The sequence below is a fragment of the Pseudomonas mendocina genome (assembly GCF_003008615.1).
Classification (GTDB): Bacteria; Pseudomonadota; Gammaproteobacteria; order Pseudomonadales; family Pseudomonadaceae; genus Aquipseudomonas; species Aquipseudomonas mendocina_C.
Genome location: NZ_CP027657.1, coordinates 603,221 through 627,706 on the forward strand (window position 1 = coordinate 603,221; position 24,486 = coordinate 627,706).

The window sequence follows — 24,486 nt, forward strand, 5'->3', positions numbered from 1 at the left end:
CTCGGTGATGCTTCGTTAAAAACTGGTTCGGCAAGCCGCTTACGGCTAACGCGCTTCAGCGCGGCCCGGAGGGCGAGCGCAGCGAGTCATGCTCATTTACAACTCGTAAACTCCGCTTCCTCACCCGTTTTTGCCTCGCCTGACCATCGCTCGACGACTTTTCGTACAAAGCCTAAAATGCCGGCCTTTTCTGCTATCCGTTGCGACTGCCGTGAGCCAAGAACCTGATCGTCTATTCGCCCAGCCTCTGCCCGAGGTGCCCGATTTCGTCTTCAACGAGGACGTGGTGCGGGTGTTTCCCGACATGATCAAGCGCTCGGTACCTGGTTACCCGACCATCGTCGAGAACATCGGCGTACTTGCCGGCCAGTTCGCCCAACCGCAGACCACCCTGTACGACCTCGGCGCTTCGCTCGGCGCGGTGACTCAGGCCCTGCGCCGCCACGTGCGCGTCGATGGCTGCAAGGTGATCGCCGTGGACAACTCGCCGGCCATGGTCGCACGCTGCAGCGAATACCTGCATGCTCAGGACGCCATGTTCCAGGAGCTGCTGCCGGTGGAGGTGATCGAGGCCGACATTCTCGCCCTCGAGCTGCAGCCCACCTCACTGGTCACGCTCAACTTCACCCTGCAGTTCATCCCGCCGGAGCGGCGCCTGGAGCTGCTCACCCGCATTCGCCAGGCCCTGTTACCCGGTGGCGCGCTGATCCTCTCGGAGAAGCTGCGTTTCGAGGACGCCGCCGAGCACGACCTGCTCACCGAACTGCACGTCGCCTTCAAACGCGCCAACGGCTACAGCGAACTGGAAATCGCGCAGAAGCGCAGTGCCATCGAGAAGGTGATGCTGCCCGACAGTCTCGAACAGCATCGCGAGCGCCTGCTGGCCGCCGGTTTCAGCAAGGTGCTGCCCTGGTTCCAGTGCCTGAACTTCGCCTCGCTGGTGGCCCTGCCATGATGCGCGACCTGGATCTCGATGCCTTGCAGGCGCAACTGGCTGGCACTCCGCTGCAGGACTGGGCTTGTGAGCTACCCGGCCAGCTCGATGCCAAGCTGGCCATCGGTCACGGCGACCTGGCGCGCTGGTATGGCGCCGTGCAGGCGCTGCCGAACCTGTCGGTGAGCGAGGTGGAACTGGTTCAGCGCTTCGCCTTTGGCGGTGCCTGCGACGAGGCAAGCCGTGCGCAATTGAAGACCGCCCTGCAGGGCCTGATTCCCTGGCGCAAGGGGCCGTTCGAGCTATTCGGCGTACACATCGACACCGAATGGCGCTCGGACTGGAAATGGCAGCGCGTTGCACCGCACCTGGATCTGGCCGGCAAGCGCATCCTCGATGTCGGTTGCGGCAACGGCTACTACATGTGGCGCATGCTCGGCGCCGGCGCCGATAGCGTGGTCGGTATCGACCCCAACTGGCTGTTCCTCTGCCAGTTCCTGGCGATGAAACGCTACCTGCCGGAGCAACCGGTGTGGCACCTGCCACTGGCCTTCGAAGAGCTGCCGACCAAACTGCAAGGCTTCGACACGGTGTTCTCCATGGGCGTGCTGTACCACCGTCGCTCGCCCATCGATCACCTGCTCGACCTCAAGGATGCCTTGGTCAAGGGCGGCGAACTGGTGCTGGAAACACTGGTGGTCGAGGGCGACAGCGAGCAGGTGCTGGTACCGGAAGACCGCTACGCACAGATGCGCAACGTCTGGTTCCTGCCCTCGGTACCCGCGCTGGAGCGCTGGCTGCGCCGCGCCGGTTTCGAGGACGTGCGCTGCGTCGATGTCAGCACCACCTCGGTGGAGGAGCAGCGCGCCACCGAGTGGATGCGCTTCCAGTCGCTGCCGGAGTTCCTCGATCCGGCCGACCACAGCCGCACCGTCGAAGGCCTGCCGGCACCAACCCGCGCTGTGTTGGTAGCGCGCAAGCCCTAAGGACAGCGAGTCTCGCAGGGCGGGGCAACCCGCCAGACTGCAATTGACGGGTTGCACCCGCCCTACGGCCGCAGCCAACGTGCACGCCGCTGTGCGATCAGCCGCAGCGGTTCACCGGCGCCCTGCTCCACCACGCCACGGGCACCGCCCAGGCGGATCCTTCCCTCGATGTCCTGCGCCAGCAGGCGACGCATGCGCCGACGCCAGAACCAGGCGCCAACCCAGTCGACGATGGCGTTCTGCAGATCCAGCGGCCACATGGCCGGCATGTAGAACTCTGGCATGGCCGAGCGCGACTTGTCGTGCTTGCTCGAACTGTTCATGGCATTTCCTCCGTTTCGCTGCCGGCGTGTGCCGGGCTTGCGATCAGGATGAAACGCGCCTATCGTTCAAACAAACGACAAATATAAAACATTAAGTTAAGTAATATTTAACAATTATGAACTCGACAGCCCCGACCGCGCTGCCACTTCTGGAAAGCGACGTGCTGCGCACCTTCGTCGCCATCGCCGACAGCGGCAGCTTCACCCGCACCGCGGCACAAGTGTTTCGCAGCACCGCAGCCGTCAGCCTGCAGATCAAGCGCCTGGAGGAAACACTGGGCCAGCGCCTGTTCACCCGCGAGGCCAGACGCGTGCAACTGACGGCCGAGGGCGAGTTGTTGCTGGGTTACGCCAGGCGTCTGCTCAAGCTCAACGAAGAGGCAGTGGCCCGCTTTCTCACCCCGACGCTGACCGGCCGTGTGCGCTTTGGCACACCGAACGATATCGGCGACCGTGTGCTACCCGGCGTACTCATGCTGTTCGCTCGCAGCCACCCAGGTGTGGAGGTCGAAGTGAACGTCGGGCGCAGTGTGGAATTGGTGGCCAAGCTGGATGCTGGCGAACTGGATCTGACCTTGATCAACGCCGGCAACGACGGCCTGGATGATTCGCGCGGCGACGTGATCTATTCCGAAGAGCTGGTCTGGGCCGGACGCGACGGCGGCCTGGCCATGCAGCGCTCGCCCCTGCCGCTGGCGCTGGCTAACCCAGGCTGCGCCTGGCGCCGTACCGCCCTCGATGCGCTGGATCGGCAAGGACTGGCGTACCGTATCGCTTATTCGTGCGAACAGTGCGCCGGCCAGGAAGCGGCGATGACTGCCGACCTGGCCATAGCGCCCTTCCCTCGCAGCCTGGTCAGGCCACCCCTGCGCCGGCTCGGTGCGGAACAAGGCCTACCGCCGCTGGGCGAGTACCACATCAAGCTGATTATCGGCCATCAACGCAACGACGCCGTCGAGGCACTCGCCGGGCAGATGGTTCAGGCGTTCGCGCAGAGCTGAGTAGGGTGCGCCGTGCGCACCGGGAATATCGCAGTGCCTGCCTGGTGCGCACACAGCGCACCCTACGAGCTGCCGCCTGGCCAACAGTTAGTCGTTTAGACAGCCGCGCGCCCACGTTTAGCCGCGATTGGCAGCCGCGACGATCAACGCCTTCATCTCGGCAACGGCCTGCTTGAAACCGACGAACAGGGCATGAGCGACGATGGCGTGGCCGATGTTCAGTTCGTTGATACCGGGAATCGCCGCCACGGCTTCGGCGTTGTGGTAGTGCAGTCCATGACCGGCATTGACGATCAGGCCGTGGTTCAGGCCGCAGATGACGCCATCACGAATGCGCGAAAGCTCATGCGCAGCTTCTTCCGCGGTGTGAGCATCGGCATAGCGACCGGTGTGCAGTTCGATGGCCGGAGCACCGACACGCATGGCTGCTTCGATCTGCCGCTCTTCGGCATCGATGAACAGCGACACCTCGCAACCAGCCAGCGTCAGACGCTCCACCGCCGCAGCGATGCGCGCCTCCTGACCGGCCACATCGAGGCCGCCTTCGGTGGTCAGTTCCTGGCGGGTTTCCGGCACCAGGCAGACATGCGCAGGACGGATCTGCTCGGCGAAACCGAGCATGAAATCGGTGACGCCCATCTCGAAATTCATCCGCGTCTGCAGCACATCGGCCAGCACACGCACGTCGCGATCCTGAATGTGCCGGCGGTCTTCGCGCAGGTGCACGGTGATACCATCGGCGCCGGCCTCTTCGGCGTCCAGCGCAGCCTTGACCGGATCCGGATAGCGCGTGCCGCGAGCCTGGCGCAGGGTGGCGACGTGGTCGATGTTCACGCCGAGCAGAATACGATTGGCCTCAGTCACGCTTGGACTCCTTGAGCGTCATGAAAAGTTCGCGGCTGACCAGTGGCCTGCCACCAAGATGGGGTGCCAGCGCCTGGCGCATGAGGCGCTTGGCCGCAGCCAGTGCACCCGGCGTTTGCCAGTCAGCTTCGGCCATGGCCAGCAGTTCGCGGCCCTGGAACACGCCGGGCTGCAGTTGTACCACCGGCACCAGGCCGATGTCCTGCTGCCAGCGATACAGCGCCGTCGGCTCGATGGGCTGGTCATGCTGGTCACGATCCAGGGCGAAACCATAGCCCAGCTCGTCCAGCAGGCGCCATTCGAATGCACGCAGCAAGGGTTCCAGCGGCCGCCCGGCCGCCAGCGCCTGCAAGGTCAGGCCATAGTGTTCGAGCATCACGGGGTGCGGGTCTTCGGCCGGCAGCAAGCGAATCAGCAGTTCGTTGAGGTAGAGCCCGGAGAACAGCGCCTCGCCGCTCAACAGCAACGGGATACCGGCGCTCTCCAGACGGCCGACGGTCTTCAGCTCGCCACGTCCGCGCAGCTCCAGTTCGAGCTGTGCGAAAGGCCGGGCGATGCTGCCGACCTTGCCGCGCGCCGCGCGCAGCACCGCACGCACACGTCCCTGCGCGGTGAAGAAATCCACCAGGGCGCTGCTTTCCTTGTAAGGACGGCTGTGCAGGACGTAGGCGGCGTGAGTCATGAAGATGGCAACCGCCTGGAGAAGGCCATGAGAGAGTGCGCGAAGCGCGCTCTACAGATCCAGATAACCCAGTGAACGCAGGGCACGCTCGTCGTCGGACCAGCCGCCTTTTACCTTGACCCAGAGGTTGAGCATCACCTTGGAGTCGAACATGGTCTCCATGTCCTTGCGCGCGTCCTGGCCGATGCGTTTGATGCGCTCGCCCTTGTCGCCGATGATGATTTTCTTCTGCCCGTCACGCTCCACCAGAATCAGACCGTGGATGTGCAGGATGCGACCTTCTTGCTTGAACTCCTCGATCTCAACGGTGATCTGGTACGGCAGCTCGGCACCGAGCTGACGCATGATCTTCTCGCGAATCAGCTCGGCAGCCAGGAAGCGACTGGAGCGATCGGTGATCTGGTCTTCGGGATAGAAATGCTCGGACTCAGGCAGACGCTCGCCGACCAGCTTCTCCAGCGTGTCGAGGTTCTGCCCCTGCAGCGCGGAGATCGGCACGATCTCCGCTTGCGGCAGTTGCTCGGCCAGCCAGTTCAGGTGCGGCAGCAGCTCACTCTTGTCTTCCAGGCGGTCAGCCTTGTTAACCGCCAACAGGATCGGGCATTTGACGTGCTGCACCTTCTCCAGCACCAACTGATCCTCATCGGTCCAGCGCATGCGATCGACCACGAACACCACGACATCGACATCTTTCAGCGCAGTGGTGGCACTGCGATTCATGTAGCGGTTGAGTGCCTTGTCGTTGTGCTTGTGCAGGCCGGGCGTATCGACGTAGACGGCCTGGATCTCGCCCTCGGTCTTGATCCCGAGCATGTTGTGGCGGGTGGTCTGCGGCTTGCGCGAGGTGATCGCCAGCTTCTGCCCGAGGATGTGGTTGAGCAGCGTCGACTTACCCACGTTGGGGCGGCCGACGATGGCGACATAGCCGCAACGGGTCACAGGTGCATCAGTCATTGCCATTCTCCACCCCGAGGGCGATCAGCGCCGCAGCCGCGGCGACCTGCTCGGCGATACGCCGGCTGCCGCCCTGGCCCAGGGTCTTTTCATTGAGCAGGGCCACCTGGCACTCGACCATGAAGGTACGGCAGTGCGGCTCGCCCTGAATGTCCACAACCTCGTAACGAGGCAGCTCGCAGGCGCGCGACTGGAGGAACTCCTGCAGGCGCGTTTTCGGATCCTTGTTGGTATCGACCAGCGTCAGGCCGTCGAGCTCATTGCTCAGCCAGGCCAGCACACGCTCACGCGCCGCGTCCATGCCGGTATCCAGATAGATGGCGCCGATCAGCGCTTCGAGCGCATCGGCGAGGATCGACTCACGACGAAAGCCACCACTTTTCAACTCACCAGAACCCAGGCGTAAGTACTCACCCAGCTCGAAGCCACGGGCCAGCACGGCCAGGGTTTCGCCTTTGACCAAGCGTGCGCGCAAGCGCGACAACTGGCCTTCACGGGCCTGCGGGAAGCGCTGGAACAGCGCCTCACCGGCTACGAAGTTAAGGATGGCATCACCGAGAAATTCCAGGCGCTCATTATTGCGACCGGCGAAACTGCGATGGGTCAGGGCCAGGATCATCAGATCCTGATCCTTGAAGCTATATCCGAGCTGGCGCTCGAGGCGGGACAAATTGGGACTCACGGCATCCGTACACGAAATTCTTTGTCGAAATTCACCACCAGATCGAGGTTCTCGATCAGCGGCTCGCGTTTTTCATATTTGAGGTGAACCAGGAACTCGTTGTTCTCGACCTTCACCTGCAGAGCGTCGCGCATGTTCAGGTCACGAATGTTGTTGACCTGCATACCTTTGCTGACATGGGTGTAAAACTCGTTGAGGGTTCGCACGTCAGCCGCCTTGTCGGTTTCCACCGACGTGATGATCTTCTCCATGGACATATAATCCAGGTAATGCGGCAGTACCTTGAACGCAGTACTGGCGAAGAACGCCACCACGGCCAGAACCACCAGCCAACCCAGAATGGAAAGCCCCTGCTGCGAGCGCGCGAAAGTCATGTGTATCCCCAATGAACGGTCTTGTTGGAAAGCCTGACGGCTAGACTATTTATAGCCTGCGGCGCTGCGTTGAACAGCGCGCCAGTGCTCAATGAATCAGGCCGACACGAGAGAAATTGGGCAGATTGCTGAGCTTGGGCTCCGGCCAGCTCATCCAGATGGCGAAGGCCTTGCCGACGATATGGTCGTCGGGAACCATGCCCCACAGCTCCTGAGGGATATGACGATCACGCCAGTAGCGGCTGTCGTTGGAGTTGTCACGGTTGTCACCCATCATGAAATAGTGCCCTTCAGGCACCACCCATTCACCGCCAGGCTCGCGGCGCATGCGGGTCATTTCCTTGCGGATGGTGTGTTCCACCTGGCCCAGACGCTCTTGATAGAGCGTTGCGCTGCCCAGGCTGCCCGCTTCTTCGCCGATCAGTTTCTCGGCCACCGGCTCACCATTGATCAACAGACGCTTGCCCTGGGTGTACTGGATCTGGTCGCCTGGCAGACCGACCACACGCTTGATGTAGTTGATGGTAGGGTCGCTGGGGTAGCGGAATACCATCACATCACCGCGCTGCGGGTTATCCACCTCGATGACCTTGGTGTCGATCACCGGCAGGCGAATGCCGTAAGCAAACTTGTTGACCAGAATGAAGTCGCCCACTTCCAGTGTCGGCTTCATCGACCCCGAAGGAATCTGGAACGGCTCGACCAGAAACGAACGCAGCACCAGCACGATGGCCAGCACCGGAAAGAACGACTTGCCGTATTCGACCAGCAAGGGTTCCTTGTTCAGGCGCTCCAGCACCCTGTCTTCAGGATCGTCGACCCGCCCCTGATACGCCGCAATCGCCGCACGGCGACGCGGGGCCAGCAGAATCAGATCGATCAGAGCCAGGAAGCCACAAACGGCGACGGCGATAACCAACAGGAGCGGGAAATTGATCGACATAAACCCTTAGCCATCCAACCTGAGCACAGCGAGGAAGGCTTCCTGTGGAATTTCCACGTTGCCGACCTGCTTCATGCGTTTCTTACCGGCCTTCTGCTTCTCCAGCAGCTTTTTCTTACGGCTGACGTCACCGCCGTAGCACTTGGCCAATACGTTCTTGCGCAGCGCCTTGACAGTGGTACGCGCAACGATCTGGCCACCAATGGCTGCCTGGATCGCCACATCGAACATCTGCCGAGGAATCAGCTCTTTCATCTTCTCGGTCAATGCACGCCCTTTGTAGTGGGCATTGTCACGGTGCACGATCAGTGCCAGGGCATCGACCTTGTCGCCGTTGATCAGCACGTCCAGCTTGACCAGATTGGCCGACTGGTAACGGTCGAAGTGATAGTCCAGCGAAGCATAGCCACGGCTGGTCGACTTCAGACGGTCGAAGAAGTCGAGCACCACTTCGTTCATCGGCAGGTCGTAGCGAACCTGAACCTGCGAACCGAGGAATTGCATGTCGCGCTGTACGCCACGCTTCTCGATGCACAGGGTGATGACGTTACCCAGGTGCTCCTGCGGCACCAGGATGGTGGCCTGCACGATCGGCTCGCGGAAATCCTCGACCGATGAGACATCCGGCAGTTTCGACGGGTTGTCCACGTAAATGGTTTCACCGGTCTTGAGCACGACCTCGAAGATTACGCTTGGCGCCGTGGTGATCAGATCCAGGTCGTACTCGCGCTCCAGGCGCTCCTGGATGATCTCCATGTGCAGCATGCCGAGGAAGCCGCAACGGAAGCCGAAGCCCAGTGCGTCGGAGCTTTCCGGCAGATATTGCAGCGACGAATCGTTGAGGGTCAGCTTCTGCAGGGCATCGCGGAAATCTTCGAAATCATCGGAGCTGACCGGGAACAGGCCCGCGTAGACCTGCGGCTGGATCTTCTTGAAGCCTGGCAGCACTTCGACGTCAGGAGTCGAACTGAGGGTCAGGGTATCGCCCACCGGCGCACCATGAATGTCCTTGATGCTGGCGATGATGAAGCCCACTTCACCGGCTTTCAGATCAGCCGTAGCGGTGTGCTTGGGGTTGAATACACCCACGCTGTCGACCAGGTGCACCTTGCCAGTGGACTTGACCAGAATCTTGTCGCCCTTCTTCACCCGGCCGTGACGTACACGCACCAGGGAAACGACGCCCAGGTAGTTGTCGAACCAGGAGTCGATGATCAGCGCCTGCAGCGGCGCATCAATCTCGCCGGTCGGTGCCGGAATGGTCTGTACCAGGCGCTCGAGCACATCTTCGACGCCCATGCCGCTCTTGGCACTGCAAGCCACCGCCTCGGAGGCATCGATACCGATGATTTTCTCGATCTCGTCCTTGACCCGATCCGGATCGGCCTGCGGCAGATCCATCTTGTTCAGCACGGGCATCACTTCCAGGCCCTGCTCGATGGCGGTGTAGCAGTTGGCGACCGACTGCGCCTCGACACCCTGACCGGCATCGACCACCAGCAACGCACCTTCACAGGCCGCCAGCGAGCGGCTGACCTCGTAGGTGAAGTCGACGTGACCAGGGGTATCGATGAAGTTCAGCTGATAGGTGATGCCGTCCTGCGCCTTGTAATAGAGCGTAACGCTGTGGGCCTTGATCGTGATGCCACGCTCACGTTCCAGATCCATGGAGTCCAGTACCTGAGCCTCCATCTCGCGCGCGGTCAAGCCGCCGCATATCTGGATGAAACGGTCAGCCAAAGTGGACTTGCCGTGGTCAATGTGGGCAATGATGGAAAAATTGCGGATATGACTCAGGTCACTCACAGATCAACACTCGAAGAAGGCACAGGCAAGACGCTTGCCGAAAATAGCCGCGGATTGTACCTGAACCCTGATAGCCGCGTCACGTCTGGCACCCGGACTCGCAGATACGTAAAAGGGCGCCCGAAAGCGCCCTTTTTCCGTCGTATATGAGCCTTATTCCGCCAACTTGAAGGTAATGAAGCTGGCGCGCCCCTGGCGCAATACACGCATGGATACAGAACGGTTCTTCGGCAGTTCCTGCGCCACCTGGGTGAAGGTAGCGGTGGAGTCGATGGCCTGATTGTTCAGGTGGGTAATCACATCGCCCGGGCGCAGCCCGATCATCGCGGCCGGCCCGTTGAGCACGTCCTTGACGACTACGCCGCCCTTCAGGTCGAGCCCCTTCTTCTGCTCGGCCGTCAACTCGGCAACCGTCACACCCAGGCGATTGTTGCTGCGCTCACCGCCCTGGGCAGAGCCCGTAGAGGCCAGCTCCTGACCTTCTTCAGGCAAGGTGCCGATGGTGACGTTGAGTTTCTTGCGCGAACCGTCACGCACCACGTCCATCTCGGCCTTTTCGCCGGGCTTGAGACCACCAACCAGATGCGGCAGGTCAGCCGACATGATGATGGGTTTACCATTGAGGCTGAGGATAACGTCACCTACCTGCAGGCCGCCCTTGTCCGCCGGGCCATCCTCCAACACCTGAGCGACCAGTGCACCGGCCGGTTTGTCCAGACCGAAAGACTCGGCCAGATCCTTGTTCACCTCCTGAATCACCACGCCTAGCCAGCCACGGGTCACTTTTCCTTCAGCCTTGAGCTGATCGGCGACCTGCATGGCCACTTCCATCGGAATAGCGAAGGACAGACCCATGAAACCACCGGAGCGAGTGAAAATCTGCGAGTTGATGCCGACCACTTCGCCCTTCAGGTTGAACAGCGGGCCACCGGAGTTACCTGGGTTTATCGCCACATCGGTCTGGATGAATGGCACATAGCTGTCGCTCGGCAGATTACGCCCTTTGGCACTGACGATGCCGGCAGTTACCGAGTGGTCAAAGCCGAACGGCGAGCCGATGGCCAGCACCCACTCACCGACCTTCAGGTCATCGGCCTTGCCCAGCGGCACGGTTGGCAGACCCGAGCCCTCGACCTTGAGCAAAGCAACGTCGCTGCGCGGATCGGCACCGATCAGCTTGGCCTCTAGCTCACTGCGATCGGAAAGACGCACGATGATTTCGTCTGCGTCGGCAACCACATGGTTGTTGGTCAGCACGTAGCCATCGGAAGAAATGATGAACCCGGAGCCGAGAGACTGCGCCTCGCGCTGGCGACCGCCAGGATTGCGCGGCACCTGCGGAATATTGCGCTCGAAGAATTCACGAAACATCGGCGGCAGACCTTCCAGATCGGGCATCCCCGGCTGCCCGGCGACATTGCGCTCGGGAACCTTCTGCCGCGTACTGATATTGACGACCGCTGGCGAGGCCTCCTCCACCAACTCGGTGAAGTCCGGCAGACTGGCTTGCGCCAGCAGACTCTGCCCCCACAGCAGCGCTGCAACCAGCAGCGGTGCAACGGACTTGAGATTTTTCATCGAACGACGACTCCCCATGTGAAACGCGGACACTCTCAGTGCGCCACCGGCATCATCACCAGCAGCGTACGTAGGACAACGGGTTATAAAGCGGGTTTCTCGACACAACGCGAAATACACCAGCGCGCCGGTGATAAGGAGAAAGATGAGAATCGCAGCCAGAGCGGCATTGACCAACAGGGCATAACAGACGCCCCAAGCAATGCCGCATAACACCCGACTCTTCACTCATTTGCTGGCCTGTGCAGGCACTCCGGCACGCATGGAAAGGGCAATACGCTCGGCGGTTCCCAATGGAATTTCGCCGACAACGGTAACCATGACCTCACCCGAATCAGTGCTCATACGACGCGACACTGCAACAGTCGGCCCCAACTGGCTTCGCGCGTCGTCCACAACGCTGCCGTTCAAGGGCTCGAGGAATACCGAAAACCGCGCCAGGCCATCGCCATACATCAGGTAGGCGACTTTCGCATCAGAGGATGGCAACTGCCGCAACTGAGCAGCATTAAGCGTGAAACCGGGAGGCAACCACTCCGAGCGCCAACTGCCTTCAGCCATGCTGTCGACCGCATGCAGGCGCACAGGGCGACAACGCGAGCTGGGCTGCACGTCGCTGGAATCAGGCGCCACAACATTCAACTGGGCGAACTGGAAACGCTCCAGAAGCTGGCCTCGCTCATTGAGCAACAAGGATTTCAGCGGCAGCCCCGTCTCGCGATCCAGATGCAGTTCGAAGCCATAACGATGCTGATCCTTGGGCTCCAATACCAGAACCACGGCTGCACGGCCTGCGATGCGAGACTGTCCCGCGACACGTATGTCGTACCAGTTACTCAGTTGTTCTGCATCGAGATGGCGTGCCGGCCAAGCTTGCCCTTCGCTGACCTGGTCGGCCAACGCACCGCTTACGCACTGCGCTTGTCCGTCGACCTTGAGCACTTCCTGCGCAGGGCCATCGAGTTGCAGAAGGCGCTCGCGAATTTCGCCCCCCTCCCCCACTCGATGCCAGATGCCGTGAGTGGAAAAACTGCCATTACGCTCGTAGATGAAAGTGCCCTGAAAGCTCTGTTGACGCTCCGCATCTGCGAGGCGCTTGAGCCAGTCCTGCACCTCAGTGGCGTGCACCGGCATAGCCAGCAAGCCACTGAGCAGACAGAGAGGGATCGCGCGCATGTGATTCCTTAGCGATTTTCCAGGCTGGCAGCTCGTGCGTAAGGTAGAGCGGTCTCACCGGCACCCATGACCGCTTGCTGTGCATGCTGGCGCAGGTAAGTCGGCAGGCGCTGTTCGTGCCAGCTTGCAGTACCGGGCTCGGCGGCCTCGCTGACTTCTTCGCTGCTGTTGTAGCCGGCGAGCAGTGCAGGCCCCTGCACTTGCGGCACAGAGATTACCGGAGAAGTCGTTTGCTGGGCCAGTTGCGCGCCGTTCAGGTCATCCTGGTTGTACAGACGTACGCCTGCCAGCACGGCAACAGTCACCGAAGCTGCGACCGCTACACGCCCGACACTGCGCCACATCGGCGTCTTGCGAGCGGGTGCAGCCTCGTCAGCCAGCGCCGCGGAAACCGCAGAAGCGATGTCTAGCTGCGGCACCAGCAACTCACGGTGCATGGCTGCCCGGGCGACCTGATAACGCGACCAGGTGCCACGCAACTCGCCATTCTCACTGGCTGCAAGCACACGCCGCAGCTCCAGTTCGTCCGCTTCGTTATCCATCACCGCGGACAGCGATTCCTGCAGGGTTTCACGACTCATGGTGTTCCTCTCTTGGCTGTCGCCGCTGCCTTAGGCTTCCTGCAACAGAGGTTGCAGGGACTTATCAATTGCCTCACGCGCACGGAAGATCCGCGAACGCACCGTACCAACCGGACACTGCATGACGCTAGCGATGTCCTCATAACTCAGACCTTCAAACTCACGCAAGGTCAGAGCCGTACGCAAATCATCCGGCAGCTGGGCGATGGTTCGATGCACAGTCGCCTCGATCTCGTCGCGCAGCAATGCCCGTTCCGGTGACTCGATGTCCTTGAGGGCATGGTCGCCGTCATAGAACTCCGCGTCATCGCTACTGACATCACTATCTGGCGGCCGCCGACCGCGGGACACCAGGTAGTTCTTCGCCGTGTTGATGGCGATGCGGTACAGCCATGTATAGAACGCGCTGTCACCGCGAAAGTTTCCAAGCGCTCGATAGGCTTTTACGAACGCCTCTTGAGCGACATCCTGAGCCTCGTGAGTGTCGTGCACGAATCGCACGATCAAACCGAGGATCTTGTGCTGATACTTCAGCACCAACAGATCGAAGGCACGCTTGTCACCACGCTGCACTCGCTCGACCAGCTGCTGATCATCTTCCTGGGTTAGCATGCACTCTCCTCGTTACGCTTGGAGGAGGCTTGCGCCCGAAAGCGAATCAGCTTGCCAAGATAGACTCGGGCCTTACGCAAAAGTTCTCCCCTCCAAGCAAGCTTCCCGCAGAGTTTTCTTCCCTCTGCCCGGAACGGCACGAGCGGAACCTCTCCACTCGAGCAAATAATCTTATCGCTGCTCATTTTCCACACCCTCCGCTGACTTCAGATGCAGGCACGCGCAAGCGCTCTCCCTTATATGGGCGACCCTGTATGGAACCTTAAAGACTAAGAAAGTTCCCGAGCACCACGGTCGGTCATAAGAGTCTGTTCAGGAGCTTGCGAGCTAGAGCCCTACAAGGCGAAACGATCAAGGGCGCGGAGTTTACGAGCTGTAAATGAGCAGTCCGAGATTGTTTTCAACGCAGTAGGGCCGACGCGCAGCAGATCCTGATCCGGCTCTGGCTGGCTATTGTGCCGCTGCCCCTCTCTATATACTAGGGCTCGCTTTCACGCGGAACTCGACATGAGCCAACATTTCCAGCACGACGTTCTGGTCATCGGCAGCGGCGCCGCTGGCCTGACCCTCGCCCTCACTCTTCCTCCCCATTTGCGCATCGCGGTTCTGAGCAAAGGCAACCTGGCCAACGGCTCGACCTACTGGGCGCAAGGTGGTGTAGCAGCCGTACTGGATGACACCGACACGGTGGAATCCCACGTTGCCGATACCCTCGATGCCGGCGCCGGCCTGTGCCGTGAAGATGCCGCCCGTTTCACCGTGGAGCACAGCCGCGAGGCTATCCAGTGGCTGATCGACCAGGGCGTCCCCTTCACCCGTGACGATGAGACAGCGCGCGAGGATGGCGGCTTCGAATTCCACCTGACCCGCGAGGGCGGCCATAGCCATCGACGCATCATTCACGCAGCCGATGCTACGGGTGCAGCGATCTTCAATACCCTGCTGGAACAGGCTCGCCAACGCCCGAACATCGAGCTGTTGGAACAACGTGTGGCGGTCGATCTGATCACCGAGCGCAAGCTCGGCCTGGACGGTGATCGCTGCCTGGGCGCCTACGTGCTGGATCGTGCCCGCGGCGAAGTGGATACCTTCGGCGCCCGTTTCGTGATTCTTGCCACTGGCGGCGCGGCCAAGGTCTACCTCTACACCAGCAATCCGGACGGTGCTTGTGGCGATGGCATCGCCATGGCCTGGCGCGCCGGTTGTCGCGTGGGCAACCTGGAATTCAACCAGTTCCACCCCACCTGCCTGTACCACCCGCAGGCCAAGAGCTTTCTGGTCACCGAGGCAGTTCGCGGCGAAGGCGGCCTGCTCAAACTGCCGAACGGCGAACGCTTCATGCAACGTTTCGACGAGCGCGCCGAGCTGGCGCCACGCGATATCGTCGCTCGCGCCATCGACCACGAGATGAAGCGCCTGGGCATCGACTGCGTCTATCTCGACATCAGCCACAAGCCGGCCGACTTCGTCAAAAGCCACTTCCCCACCGTTTACGAACGCTGCCTGGGCTTCGGCATCGACATCACTAAACAAGCCATTCCCGTGGTACCCGCGGCGCACTATACCTGCGGCGGCGTGGTGGTCGACCAGCACGGGCGCACCGATGTGCCAGGCTTGTATGCCATCGGAGAAACCAGCTTCACCGGCCTGCACGGCGCCAACCGCATGGCCAGCAACTCGCTGCTCGAATGCTTCGTCTACGCCCGCTCGGCCTGTGCCGACATCGTCGCCCAACTCGATAGCATCAGCGCCCCGAGCGACCTACCGCAATGGGACGCCAGCCAGGTGACGGACTCGGACGAGGACGTGATCATCGCCCACAACTGGGATGAGCTGCGTCGTTTCATGTGGGACTACGTAGGCATCGTGCGTACCAACAAGCGCCTGCAGCGCGCCCAGCACCGCGTACGCCTGCTGCTGGACGAGATCGACGAGTTCTATTCGAACTACAAGGTCAGCCGGGATTTGATCGAACTACGCAACCTGGCTCTCGTGGCCGAACTGATGATCAGCTCGGCCATGCAGCGCCATGAAAGCCGTGGCCTGCATTACACCTTGGACTACCCCGAGCAGCTGGCCGAAGCCCGCGATACTATTCTGACCCCGACGCCTCTGGCTCAGCCCAGCGTCGCCTGCTGAATTTCAGGCGCAAGCGCAGGCGTCGATGCTGCTCGGGCGCCAGCGCATCGCGGGCAATGCACAGCCCGCGACCGAAACGTTGTCCCGGCAAGCGAAAACGCAGCACCACAGCAAGCGGCAAGGCCAGGCTATCGGGAAGCAGCTGCACCGACTGCCAGCCATGCGCCTCGCTCCACAGCTGCCAGCCCGACGCGTCGCGACGCAGGCCGGTGAAGGCTTGCGCCGACGACAACAGGATATGCCGCGGCAACACCCAGGCGGCATGCACCAGGCACACGGCTAGCGACAGCAGTTTCGACCAGAGGGGAATGTCGGCCAGCCAGGGCGCCAGCAAGGCCAGCGCCAGAACCGAAAGATAGAGCCTCAGCAGCGCGCGGGACGGCTGCCAACGGCACTCGAAGACATCATTGCGGCTGGACACGATCCAGGATCATGCGCACGATGTGGCGCAGGTCAGCATCCTCGGGTTCGCCGCGCTGCATGAACCAGCCGAACATGTCCTGATCCTCGCACTCCAGCAACTTGCGGTAGCGCGCCTGGTTCTCGGCATCCAGGGTCGGGTACACCTCCCTGACGAAAGGCACCAACAGGACGTCCAGCTCCAGCATGCCACGGCGGCTATGCCAGAACAGACGATTCAGTTCACTTTGCTCAACCATGCAACGCACTCCTCGAACGAGGGCGGCAGTATAACGGTGAATTGCTTCGCTGTTCACCGCGACGCTTTGCAATTGCGCTGACAAGGCCCTATCACGCCCTCTATGATGGCGCACCAGACTTATTCTCAGTGATACCACTTCTACCATGGCCGATAGCGCGTACTTCACCCTCCTCGACCACGAAGGCCTGCTCGCCGTGCGCGGCGCAGACGCGGCCAAGTTTCTGCAGGGCCAAGTGACCTGCAACCTCAATTATCTGTCCCCGACACAATCGAGCCTTGGTGCCCGCTGCACGCCCAAGGGCCGCATGCTGTCGAGCTTCCGCATCGTTGCGGTAGAGGGCGGTTACCTGCTCGCCATGGATCGCGAATTGATCGCCTCGCAGCAGGCCGATCTGCAGAAATACGCCGTGTTCTCCAAATCCAAACTGAGCGACGAAAGCCAGGACTGGATACGCTTCGGCCTCGCGGGCGGCGACGCCGTGCTGAATGAGCTCGGCCTGCAACTGGGCGATGCCAGTGACTCGCTAAGCAGCGCCGGCCAGTTGCTGGCGGTACGCCTGAGCGATGGCCGTGCCGAACTCTGGGCACCAGCGACCGAGGCCTCACGCCTGCAGAGCCACCTGGCGGCCCATCTGCCACAAGCGCCACTGAACGACTGGTTGCTGGCTCAGGTTCGTGCCGGTGTAGGCCAGGTGTTCGGCGCCACCCGTGAGCTGTTCATCCCACAGATGATCAACCTGCAAGCCCTGGGCGGCGTGAGCTTCAAGAAAGGCTGCTACACCGGCCAGGAAATCGTCGCGCGCATGCAGTACCTCGGCAAGCTCAAGCGCCGCCTGCAGCGCCTGCGTCTGGTCGCTGCAGAGCTACCGGCCATCGGTGTCGAATTGTTCTCCCCGGTGCATGGCTCCAGCGTTGGCGAAGTGGTACTGGCGGCCCAAGCCGGCGACGCAGTCGAACTGCTCGCAGTGCTGCAGGAAGACGCCGTGAACGACGGCCGCATTCATCTCGGCAGCAGTGAAGGCCCGACGCTGACCCTACTCGATCTGCCTTACCAGCTGGATGCCGACAAGGAAATCCAGCGCTGACTAAACTTCCCTGGCGCCACACCGGATCGCCTAAGAGAGCCACTTCATGAGCAAGCTTGCCGAAAAAGTCCAACAGGATCTGATCCATGCCATCGAGAACGATGAGCTGGTGCTGCCTACTCTTCCCGAGGTGGCGCTGAAGGTTCGTGAGGCAGCGGAAGACCCGGACGTGGGCATCCCGCAGATCAGCAAAGTGATCGGCAACGACGCCGCCCTCACTGCCCGCATCATCAAGGTGGTCAACAGCCCGCTGCTGCGCACCAACAAGGAAATCACCGACCTGCAGATGGCGGTCAGTCGTCTGGGCATCAATTACACCTGCAACCTGGCGACCGGCCTGGCCATGGAACAGATGTTCCAGGCCACCAGTGACGTGGTCGACCGCAAGATGCGCGAAGTGTGGAACAAGAGCACCGAGATCGCCGGTATCTGCCACGTGCTGTGCCGTCACTACACTCGCCTCATGCCGGATCAGGCCACCCTCGCAGGCCTTGTGCATCAGATCGGCGTGCTGCCGATTCTCACCTACGCCGAAGAACATAACGAGCTGCTGGCCGACTCCATCAGCCTCAACCATGTGATCGAGCAGATCCACCCGATCATCGGCGACAAGATCCTGCGTACCTGGGAGTTCCCGGAGCCCATCGCCATCGTGCCCAGCCAGTACCTGGACTTCACCCGCGACTCGGCCAAGGTCGATTACGTCGATATCGTCCAGGTCGCCACCCTGCAGAGCTACCTGGGCAGCGAGCACCCTTACACCCAGCTGGACTGGAGCAAGATTCCCGCCTTCGCCAAGCTCGGCCTCGATCCAAACGTCGATATGCAGGCCGACGAAGACCTGTCTGCTGCCATGGAAGCAGCGATGAGCATGCTGCAATAAAAGCGTCTCGCCACGGACGGCAAAAATTGTCGGGAACAATGTTTGACGTCGCTCCGCGACGGCCCGGAGGGTGATCTACAGGGATGTAGGTCACAAACTGCCTCCGCACTCGAGCCATTCGCCTGAGGAAGTAGAGCCATGCGTCTCACGCTTCTGTTGCTCATTCTGTTCGTCGGCAGCGCTCAGGCTGCTGACACGGTGCGTCTGACCAACGGTGAATGGCCGCCCTATCTGGGCGAGGATCTGCCACACCATGGCGTCGCCTCCCGTATCGTCGCCGAAGCCTTTGCCCTGCAGAACGTCGAAGTACAGTGGGAGTTCCACCCCTGGGCACGCTCGCTGAAGATGGCCGAACAGGGCACGCGCGATGGCAGCGCCGTCTGGCTTTCTAACCGCGAACGCGAGCAACGTTTCCATATCAGCGATCCCGTGGTGGAAAGTGGCTACTACCTGTTCCACCGCAAGAATCGCCACTTCGACTGGAGCAGCATCGAGGATCTGCGTGGCCTGCGTATCGCCGCTACGCGTGGCTATGACTATGGTGAGGCCTTCCAGCAAGCTGAAGCGGCCGGTGAAATCAATGTGGTGCGCCTGACCGGCGACGAGCAGGGATTGCGCCAGTTGCTGGCAGGACGCATCGATCTCTTCCCGGTCGACAAGGTGGTGGGTTTCGACCTGCTCTATCAGAACTTCAGCGCTGCCGAACGTCGCCTGTTGAGCTTTCACCCGGTGCCGTTACGCAGCGACAGCCTGCATCTGCTGCTGTCGCGAGAAGTACCAGGCAATGCCGAACTGATGCAGCGCTTCAACCAGGGCCTGAATCGACTGCGCGACAGCGGCAAGATTTCTCAGTACCTGCTGGAGATCCAGCAGCCGTTAAGCCTCGGGCACTGAGACCGGGAATACCACCCTCACCCGCAGACCATGTGGCACTGCCTGATGCAGGGTGATCTGCGCACGATGCGCTCTGCAGATTTCGCCGACGATAGCCAAGCCCAACCCGGCGCCACTGCCCTGCGCACTGCGCCGATAGAAGCGTTCGAACACTTTGTCGTGCTCCTCTTCAGGAATACCCGGTCCGTCGTCCTCGACTTCCAGCACCGCAGGCGCCAAAACCCGCAGCACCAGGTTACCGCCAGACGGCGTATGCGCCAGGGCATTATCGATCAGGTTGTTGAGCAGTTCATTGAGCAAGGTTGGTTCACCGTCGACCCAGACCGGCTGCTCGGCTTCGAGCGCCAGCGCGACACCGCGCGCATGCGCCAGCGGCGCCATGGCCAGGCCCAGTTCTCGAGCCAGCATGCTGAGATCGATACGCTGCGCTCCACCTTCTGTTATAGCCCGCGCACCACTTTCGATACGCGCCAGCGACAGTAACTGGTTGGCCAGATTGGTCAGTCGATCACTGTGTTCGGCTGCCTGCTCCAGGGTCTGGCGCCAGTCATCGGGGTTATCGGCACGCAGCCCCAGGGCGATTCGCGCCTTGAGCGCGGCCAGCGGCGTGCGCAGTTCATGAGCCGCATCGGCGATAAAGGCCGACTGCCGCTCGAACAACGTCTGCAGGCGCTCGTTGAACTGATTCAGCGCTTCGACCAGCGGACCAATCTCGCGCGGCAACTCGGCGTCAGGCAATGGACGCAAATCATCGCTGGCGCGTTCGGCCACGGCTCGGCGCAAGGTTTCCAGCGGACGCAAAGCCAGGCTGACCGCCACCCAAACCAACAGCAGCGCCACGACCACCAATAAACCGATGCGCCACAAGGTACCGATCAGCAACTCTCGAGCCATGCGTTCGCGGGCGCCTTGAGTTTCGGCCACGCGAATTTCCGCCATGCCCTTGATGGTGGTCTCGCTGACCGGTTGCAACAGACTCACCACACGCACGCCCTGCCCGCGATACATACCGTCATAAAAGCGCGCCAGCGCCGGATAATCCTCTGTACGCGGGGTATCTGCAGGCGCCGAAGGCAGGTCTTCGTAACCGGAGATCAGCTCACCCTCGATCCCCAGTACCTGGTAGTAGATACGCCCGGCGCTGTCATAGGCGAAGGCATCCAGCGCCATGTAGGGCACGTTGGCGCGCAATGCACTATCGGTGCTGTACAGGCCGTCGGCAATGGCCCTGGCCGATGCCAGCAGCGTGCGGTCATAGGCCGTATCCGCCGCATGACGCGCGCTCCAGTAGGCACTGAGGCTACTGACCAGCAATATCACCGACAACAGCAGCGCCAATCGGCGTAGCAGGCGACCACGCAGGCTGCCGATACGGGTCATGCCTCCACGGCCTCCAGCAGATAACCCAGCCCGCGAAAGGTGACGATACGCACGGCATGCCCTTCGAGCTTCTTGCGCAGTCGGTGGATGTAGATCTCGATGGCATCGGGACTGGCTTCCTCGTCCAGACCGAAAACCTGAGCAGCCAGTTGCTCCTTGCTCATGACCCGGCCCAAGCGGGCGATCATCACTTCCAGCACCGCCTGTTCACGCGCCGTCAGCGTCAAGGCTTCACCGCTCAGGGTGAAACGTCGGGCACCAAGGTCGTAGACCAGCTCGCCACAGCGTTGCAGTTGCTCGCCACCCAGCACACTGCGACGCAACAGCGCCTTGACCCGCGCCTCCAGTTCGGAAAGCTCGAAGGGCTTGGCCAGATAATCATCGGCGCCAAGATTGAGGCCGTGCACCCGATCCTTCACCTCGCCACGTGCGGTCAACATCAGCACCGGCAGGGTCTGGCCACGGTCGCGCAAACGCGCCAGCACGGCGAAACCATCGAGCCGCGGAAGGCCTATATCGAGGATGGCCAGCGCATAGTCCTCGCTGGAAAGCGCCAGGTCGGCGGCCACGCCATCGTGCAGCACGTCGACCGTCCAGCCCGCGCCCTTGAGGGCCTGGGCCACGCTTTCCGCCAGTTGCAGATGGTCTTCGACCAGCAGAATTCGCACCCTAAACCTCCACTACAAGATCGTTCGAGGCGCGCAGTGTAGCGCCGTCATCGATGCTGTGAATTGCCGAAATGCCGAACGAGTCGAAAGCCTCTCCTACAGAACGCAGCCCTCGTAGGGAAGTGCCAGTCCGTCAGGCCTCAGGAGAGGGATAGGTAGGGTACGCCGTGCACACCGCTGACACTCGCATTGGCACTTCGGTGCGCACGGCGCCCCCTACACCCAAATGACGGAGCCGCGCAGGCCACAAAAATCGCTCCCGGCGTTTTTTTCAGCACTGAAAGGCTGCTGAAAGCTTGCACACCTAGGATCGCCTCTCAGGTGGCTCGACCCACCTGCCTGAGCGGCCTGCAGTGGAGCAGTGCCGTTACAAGAACAAGAACGGAGACCACACCATGTTTGCTGCCTCGCGTCAGGCTTTCCCGCCTGCACACCTGCTCAGTCTGGCCATCGCCGCCAGCCTCGCCGCCCCCCTCGCTCAAGCCGCTTTCGTCGAAGACAGCTCGGCTACCCTCACCGCCACCAACATCTATTTCAATCGCGACTTCCGTGAAGGTGACGGACAGAACAAGCGTGAAGAATGGGGCCAGGGCTTTCGCCTGGACGTTCAGTCCGGTTTCACCGAAGGCACCGTAGGTTTTGGTCTCGACGCCATGGGCCTGCTGGGTATCAAACTCGACTCGGGCAAGGGCCGCACCGGTACCGATCTGCTGCCCGTGCACGACGATGGCCGTTCAGCTGACGAGTTCAGCCGTATCGGCATGACCGCCAAGGTCAAGGTCTCCGCAACCGAATTCCGTTATGGCTCGCACGTTCCCGAGCTGCCCGTGGTCAAGGCCAGCGACAGCCGTCTGCTGCCGCAGGTATTCGAAGGCGGCCTGCTGACCTCCTCCGAACTGGAAAACCTCACCTTCACCGGCGGTCGCCTGGACAAGGTGATCGATCGCGCCTCGACCGACGAGGAAGACCTGGTACTCAACAGCAAGAACCGTCGTTTCGCCGCCGGCATCAGTGCCGATCACCTGGATCTGGCCGGTGTCGACTACAAGTTCGCCCCAGGCTTCACCGGTCGTTATTACTTCGCCGACCTCGACGACATCTACCGCCAGCACTTCTTTGGCCTGCTGAGCAGCCACAAGGTGGGCGCCGGCACCCTGAGCAGCGATCTGCGCCTGATCCTCAGCAAGGACAGCGGCGCGTCCAAGGCCGGCAAGGTGGATAACCGTGCGATCAACGCCATGGTCAGCTACGGTATCAGCGGCCACAAATTCGGCCTGGGCTTCCAGGACATGAGCGGTGACACCGGTTTTGCCTACATCGACGGCAGCGACCCGTTCCTGATCAACTTCGTACAGATCAACGACTTCGCCAACGCCGACCAGCGCTCCTGGCAGGCCCGTTACGACTACAGTTTCGCCAGCTTCGGCCTGCCCGGCCTGAGCTTCATGACCCGCTACATCACCAGTGACGACGCGCGCGTCGCCGGTAGCAACCAGCGTGGTGGCGAATGGGAACGCGACATCGAACTCAAGTACGTGGTGCAGAGCGGCCCGCTCAAGGATCTCTACATCCGTGCGCGTAACGCCAGCTTCCGTTCCGACTTCGCTCGCGATGCGGATGAGAACCGCATCATCGTCGGCTACAGCCTGCCCATCTGGTAATCCACAATAAGATTAGCGAGGAGATCCATCATGAAACCTGCCCTGATCCGTGCCGCAATCGCTGCCTCCTGCCTGGCCTTCGCCAGCCAGCTGATGGCTGCCGAACCGAAACGCCCAGAATGCATCGCCCCGGCAGCCCCGGGCGGTGGTTTCGACCTGACCTGCAAACTGGCGCAAAGCGCGCTGGTGGACAGCAAGCTACTCTCCTCGCCGATGCGTGTGACCTACATGCCGGGCGGCGTTGGCGCCGTGGCCTACAACGCGGTGGTCGCTCAGCGCCCGTCCGAAGCCGGCACCATCACCGCTTTCTCCAGCGGCTCCCTGCTGAACCTGGCGCAAGGCAAGTTCGGTCGTTTCGACGAGAATGCCGTGAAGTGGCTGGCCGGCGTCGGCACCAGCTATGGTGCCCTGGCCGTACGTAGCGACTCGCCGTACAAGACCCTCGACGACCTGGTCGCCGCCATCAAGGCCGAGCCCGGCAAAGTGGTGATCGGCTCCGGCGGTACCGTTGGCAGCCAGGACTGGATGCAAACCGCGTTGATCGCCCGCGCTGCCGGCATCGACCCGCGCCAACTGCGTTACGTGGCCATGGAAGGTGGTGGTGAACTGGCTACCGCCCTGCTCGGCGGTCACATCCAGGTCGCCAGTACCGACATTTCCGACTCCGTGCCGCACATCGAAAGTGGCGACATGCGCATCCTCGCGGTGTTCTCCGACGAGCGCCTGCCGGGCGAAGTGGTCTCGAAGATCCCGACCGCCAAGGAACAAGGCTACGACGTGACCTGGCCGGTAATCCGTGGTTTCTACGTTGGCCCGAAAGTCAGCGACGAAGCCTACGCCTGGTGGAAGAACGCCTTCGATCAGCTACTGGCCTCGGAAGACTTCGCCAAGCTGCGTGAACAGCGCGAACTCTACCCCTTCGCCATGACCGGCGATGAACTGGATGCCTACGTCAAGCAGCAGGTCGTTCAGTACAAGCAACTGGCTCAGGAATTCGGCCTGATCCAGCAGTAACGCGCCAGGGCGCCAGCACCTAGCGGTGTTGGCGCTCCGGCAGTTTCCGCAACCCGCAATCCCCAACCGCCTGGAGCTTCGTGCTCACGGGCTGGCGTCGTTCACGCCAGGAAACCCGGCAGGCAACACAACACCACGAGGATTTCCTCATGTACCAACGCATCTTCGGCATCGTGCTGTTGCTCTGCTGCCTGGGCCTGGCCGCCACCGCCTGGGGCTACCACGCGCCGTTTTCCTATGAACCTGTCGGGCCTCGCGCCTACCCACTGCTGCTACTGATGCTGATGGGCCTCGGTGCCATCTACCTGATCGCCAAACCGGCCAGTGCCACGGCGGAACATGACGAGCCGCCACTGGATCGCCACGTACTGAGCAAGGTCGTTGGCTGCGTGGTGATTCTCAGCATCTACGCCGCCGTGTTCGAACTCCTCGGATTCATTCCGGCAAGCATCATCTTCGCCATCGCCATGGCCCGCCTGTATGAGGGCTCCTGGAAGGTCAGCGTGATCGCTGGCGTGGCACTCGGCGTCGGTCTGTATCTGCTGTTCGACAAAGCCCTCGACGTACCCCTGCCGCTCGGCATCCTCGCCGCGCTGGAGAATTAA

The 24,486-nt window shown here is 61.6% G+C and carries 26 protein-coding genes; 10 read left to right on the forward strand and 16 right to left on the reverse strand.

What is annotated here, in order from left to right; all coding sequences use genetic code 11:
* Positions 1 to 211: 211 nt before the first annotated feature.
* Positions 212 to 955, forward strand: coding sequence for a carboxy-S-adenosyl-L-methionine synthase CmoA (gene cmoA / locus C7A17_RS02830; RefSeq protein ID WP_106736583.1), 744 nt, complete (start codon positions 212 to 214; stop codon positions 953 to 955).
* On the forward strand, positions 952 to 1,920 hold the full coding sequence (cmoB, locus tag C7A17_RS02835; RefSeq protein ID WP_106736584.1) for a tRNA 5-methoxyuridine(34)/uridine 5-oxyacetic acid(34) synthase CmoB: 969 nt from the start codon (positions 952 to 954) through the stop codon (positions 1,918 to 1,920). The genes cmoA and cmoB overlap by 4 nt, the downstream gene beginning before the upstream one ends.
* A gap of 62 nt (positions 1,921 to 1,982) precedes the next feature.
* Here the strand turns inward: cmoB and C7A17_RS02840 are convergent, their stop codons facing one another.
* The gene (locus tag C7A17_RS02840; protein WP_106736585.1) at positions 1,983 to 2,243 is read right to left on the reverse strand and encodes a hypothetical protein; all 261 of its coding nucleotides are present in this window, start codon (positions 2,241 to 2,243) and stop codon (positions 1,983 to 1,985) included.
* Positions 2,244 to 2,359: 116 nt separating this feature from the next.
* Here C7A17_RS02840 and C7A17_RS02845 point away from each other — a divergent pair, with 116 nt between their 5' ends.
* The gene (locus C7A17_RS02845) at positions 2,360 to 3,244 is read left to right on the forward strand and encodes a LysR substrate-binding domain-containing protein (protein ID WP_106736586.1); all 885 of its coding nucleotides are present in this window, start codon (positions 2,360 to 2,362) and stop codon (positions 3,242 to 3,244) included.
* A gap of 117 nt (positions 3,245 to 3,361) precedes the next feature.
* On the opposite strand, the gene pdxJ is transcribed toward C7A17_RS02845, so the two are convergent.
* From pdxJ to rpoE, 11 genes are all read right to left on the reverse strand, one after another.
* The gene (gene pdxJ / locus C7A17_RS02850; protein ID WP_106736587.1) at positions 3,362 to 4,108 is read right to left on the reverse strand and encodes a pyridoxine 5'-phosphate synthase; all 747 of its coding nucleotides are present in this window, start codon (positions 4,106 to 4,108) and stop codon (positions 3,362 to 3,364) included.
* Positions 4,101 to 4,790 carry a DNA repair protein RecO gene (recO, locus tag C7A17_RS02855; protein ID WP_106736588.1) on the reverse strand — a complete coding sequence of 230 codons (690 nt, stop codon included), beginning with the start codon at positions 4,788 to 4,790 and terminating at the stop codon, positions 4,101 to 4,103. Before recO ends, pdxJ begins: the two co-directional genes overlap by 8 nt.
* Before the next feature lie 51 nt (positions 4,791 to 4,841).
* Positions 4,842 to 5,744, reverse strand: coding sequence for a GTPase Era (gene era, locus C7A17_RS02860; RefSeq protein ID WP_106736589.1), 903 nt, complete (start codon positions 5,742 to 5,744; stop codon positions 4,842 to 4,844).
* The gene (rnc, locus tag C7A17_RS02865) at positions 5,737 to 6,426 is read right to left on the reverse strand and encodes a ribonuclease III (protein ID WP_106736590.1); all 690 of its coding nucleotides are present in this window, start codon (positions 6,424 to 6,426) and stop codon (positions 5,737 to 5,739) included. The genes era and rnc overlap by 8 nt, the downstream gene beginning before the upstream one ends.
* Positions 6,423 to 6,800: a DUF4845 domain-containing protein gene (locus tag C7A17_RS02870; protein WP_106736591.1), complete on the reverse strand. Its 378-nt coding sequence runs from the start codon at positions 6,798 to 6,800 to the stop codon at positions 6,423 to 6,425. Before C7A17_RS02870 ends, rnc begins: the two co-directional genes overlap by 4 nt.
* 88 nt (positions 6,801 to 6,888) lie before the next feature.
* Positions 6,889 to 7,743, reverse strand: a complete 855-nt coding sequence (lepB, locus tag C7A17_RS02875; RefSeq protein WP_106736592.1) for a signal peptidase I — start codon at positions 7,741 to 7,743, stop codon at positions 6,889 to 6,891.
* A gap of 6 nt (positions 7,744 to 7,749) precedes the next feature.
* Entirely contained in the window at positions 7,750 to 9,549 is a 1,800-nt protein-coding gene (gene lepA, locus C7A17_RS02880) for a translation elongation factor 4 (protein WP_106736593.1), read from the reverse strand.
* Positions 9,550 to 9,702: 153 nt separating this feature from the next.
* A complete protein-coding gene (locus C7A17_RS02885; protein WP_106736594.1) occupies positions 9,703 to 11,127 on the reverse strand; it encodes a DegQ family serine endoprotease in 1,425 nt (474 codons plus the stop codon).
* Between the two features lie 228 nt (positions 11,128 to 11,355).
* Positions 11,356 to 12,303, reverse strand: a complete 948-nt coding sequence (locus tag C7A17_RS02890) for a MucB/RseB C-terminal domain-containing protein (RefSeq protein ID WP_106736595.1) — start codon at positions 12,301 to 12,303, stop codon at positions 11,356 to 11,358.
* 8 nt (positions 12,304 to 12,311) lie between these two features.
* Positions 12,312 to 12,884, reverse strand: a complete 573-nt coding sequence (locus tag C7A17_RS02895; protein ID WP_106736596.1) for a sigma-E factor negative regulatory protein — start codon at positions 12,882 to 12,884, stop codon at positions 12,312 to 12,314.
* A 30-nt stretch (positions 12,885 to 12,914) separates the two neighbouring features.
* Positions 12,915 to 13,496 (reverse strand): RNA polymerase sigma factor RpoE, encoded by a 582-nt coding sequence (rpoE, locus tag C7A17_RS02900; protein WP_003245473.1) that lies wholly within the window; start codon positions 13,494 to 13,496, stop codon positions 12,915 to 12,917.
* Positions 13,497 to 14,003: 507 nt separating this feature from the next.
* Here rpoE and nadB point away from each other — a divergent pair.
* Positions 14,004 to 15,635 (forward strand): L-aspartate oxidase, encoded by a 1,632-nt coding sequence (nadB, locus tag C7A17_RS02905; RefSeq protein WP_106736597.1) that lies wholly within the window; start codon positions 14,004 to 14,006, stop codon positions 15,633 to 15,635.
* On the opposite strand, the gene C7A17_RS02910 is transcribed toward nadB, so the two are convergent.
* Entirely contained in the window at positions 15,589 to 16,056 is a 468-nt protein-coding gene (locus tag C7A17_RS02910) for a protein YgfX (RefSeq protein WP_106736598.1), read from the reverse strand. The genes nadB and C7A17_RS02910 overlap by 47 nt on opposite strands.
* The gene (locus C7A17_RS02915; protein ID WP_106736599.1) at positions 16,040 to 16,294 is read right to left on the reverse strand and encodes an FAD assembly factor SdhE; all 255 of its coding nucleotides are present in this window, start codon (positions 16,292 to 16,294) and stop codon (positions 16,040 to 16,042) included. The genes C7A17_RS02910 and C7A17_RS02915 overlap by 17 nt, the downstream gene beginning before the upstream one ends.
* 145 nt (positions 16,295 to 16,439) lie before the next feature.
* On the opposite strand from C7A17_RS02915, the gene ygfZ reads away from it, so the two are divergent.
* From ygfZ to C7A17_RS02930, 3 genes are all read left to right on the forward strand, one after another.
* Positions 16,440 to 17,381: a CAF17-like 4Fe-4S cluster assembly/insertion protein YgfZ gene (ygfZ, locus tag C7A17_RS02920; RefSeq protein WP_106736600.1), complete on the forward strand. Its 942-nt coding sequence runs from the start codon at positions 16,440 to 16,442 to the stop codon at positions 17,379 to 17,381.
* A gap of 46 nt (positions 17,382 to 17,427) precedes the next feature.
* Entirely contained in the window at positions 17,428 to 18,264 is an 837-nt protein-coding gene (locus tag C7A17_RS02925; RefSeq protein WP_106736601.1) for an HDOD domain-containing protein, read from the forward strand.
* 138 nt (positions 18,265 to 18,402) lie between these two features.
* Positions 18,403 to 19,158, forward strand: coding sequence for a substrate-binding periplasmic protein (locus C7A17_RS02930; protein WP_106736602.1), 756 nt, complete (start codon positions 18,403 to 18,405; stop codon positions 19,156 to 19,158).
* On the opposite strand, the gene C7A17_RS02935 is transcribed toward C7A17_RS02930, so the two are convergent.
* Positions 19,141 to 20,538 (reverse strand): sensor histidine kinase, encoded by a 1,398-nt coding sequence (locus C7A17_RS02935; protein WP_106736603.1) that lies wholly within the window; start codon positions 20,536 to 20,538, stop codon positions 19,141 to 19,143. The genes C7A17_RS02930 and C7A17_RS02935 overlap by 18 nt on opposite strands.
* Positions 20,535 to 21,206, reverse strand: a complete 672-nt coding sequence (locus C7A17_RS02940) for a response regulator (protein ID WP_106736604.1) — start codon at positions 21,204 to 21,206, stop codon at positions 20,535 to 20,537. The genes C7A17_RS02935 and C7A17_RS02940 overlap by 4 nt, the downstream gene beginning before the upstream one ends.
* A 395-nt stretch (positions 21,207 to 21,601) precedes the next feature.
* On the opposite strand from C7A17_RS02940, the gene C7A17_RS02945 reads away from it, so the two are divergent.
* The 3 genes from C7A17_RS02945 (at position 21,602) to C7A17_RS02955 (ending at position 24,486) form a co-directional block, all read left to right on the forward strand.
* Positions 21,602 to 22,867, forward strand: coding sequence for an OprD family porin (locus C7A17_RS02945; RefSeq protein ID WP_106736605.1), 1,266 nt, complete (start codon positions 21,602 to 21,604; stop codon positions 22,865 to 22,867).
* A gap of 93 nt (positions 22,868 to 22,960) precedes the next feature.
* Positions 22,961 to 23,881 (forward strand): tripartite tricarboxylate transporter substrate binding protein, encoded by a 921-nt coding sequence (locus C7A17_RS02950; RefSeq protein WP_234035919.1) that lies wholly within the window; start codon positions 22,961 to 22,963, stop codon positions 23,879 to 23,881.
* Positions 23,882 to 24,030: 149 nt separating this feature from the next.
* The gene (locus C7A17_RS02955) at positions 24,031 to 24,486 is read left to right on the forward strand and encodes a tripartite tricarboxylate transporter TctB family protein (RefSeq protein WP_106736607.1); all 456 of its coding nucleotides are present in this window, start codon (positions 24,031 to 24,033) and stop codon (positions 24,484 to 24,486) included.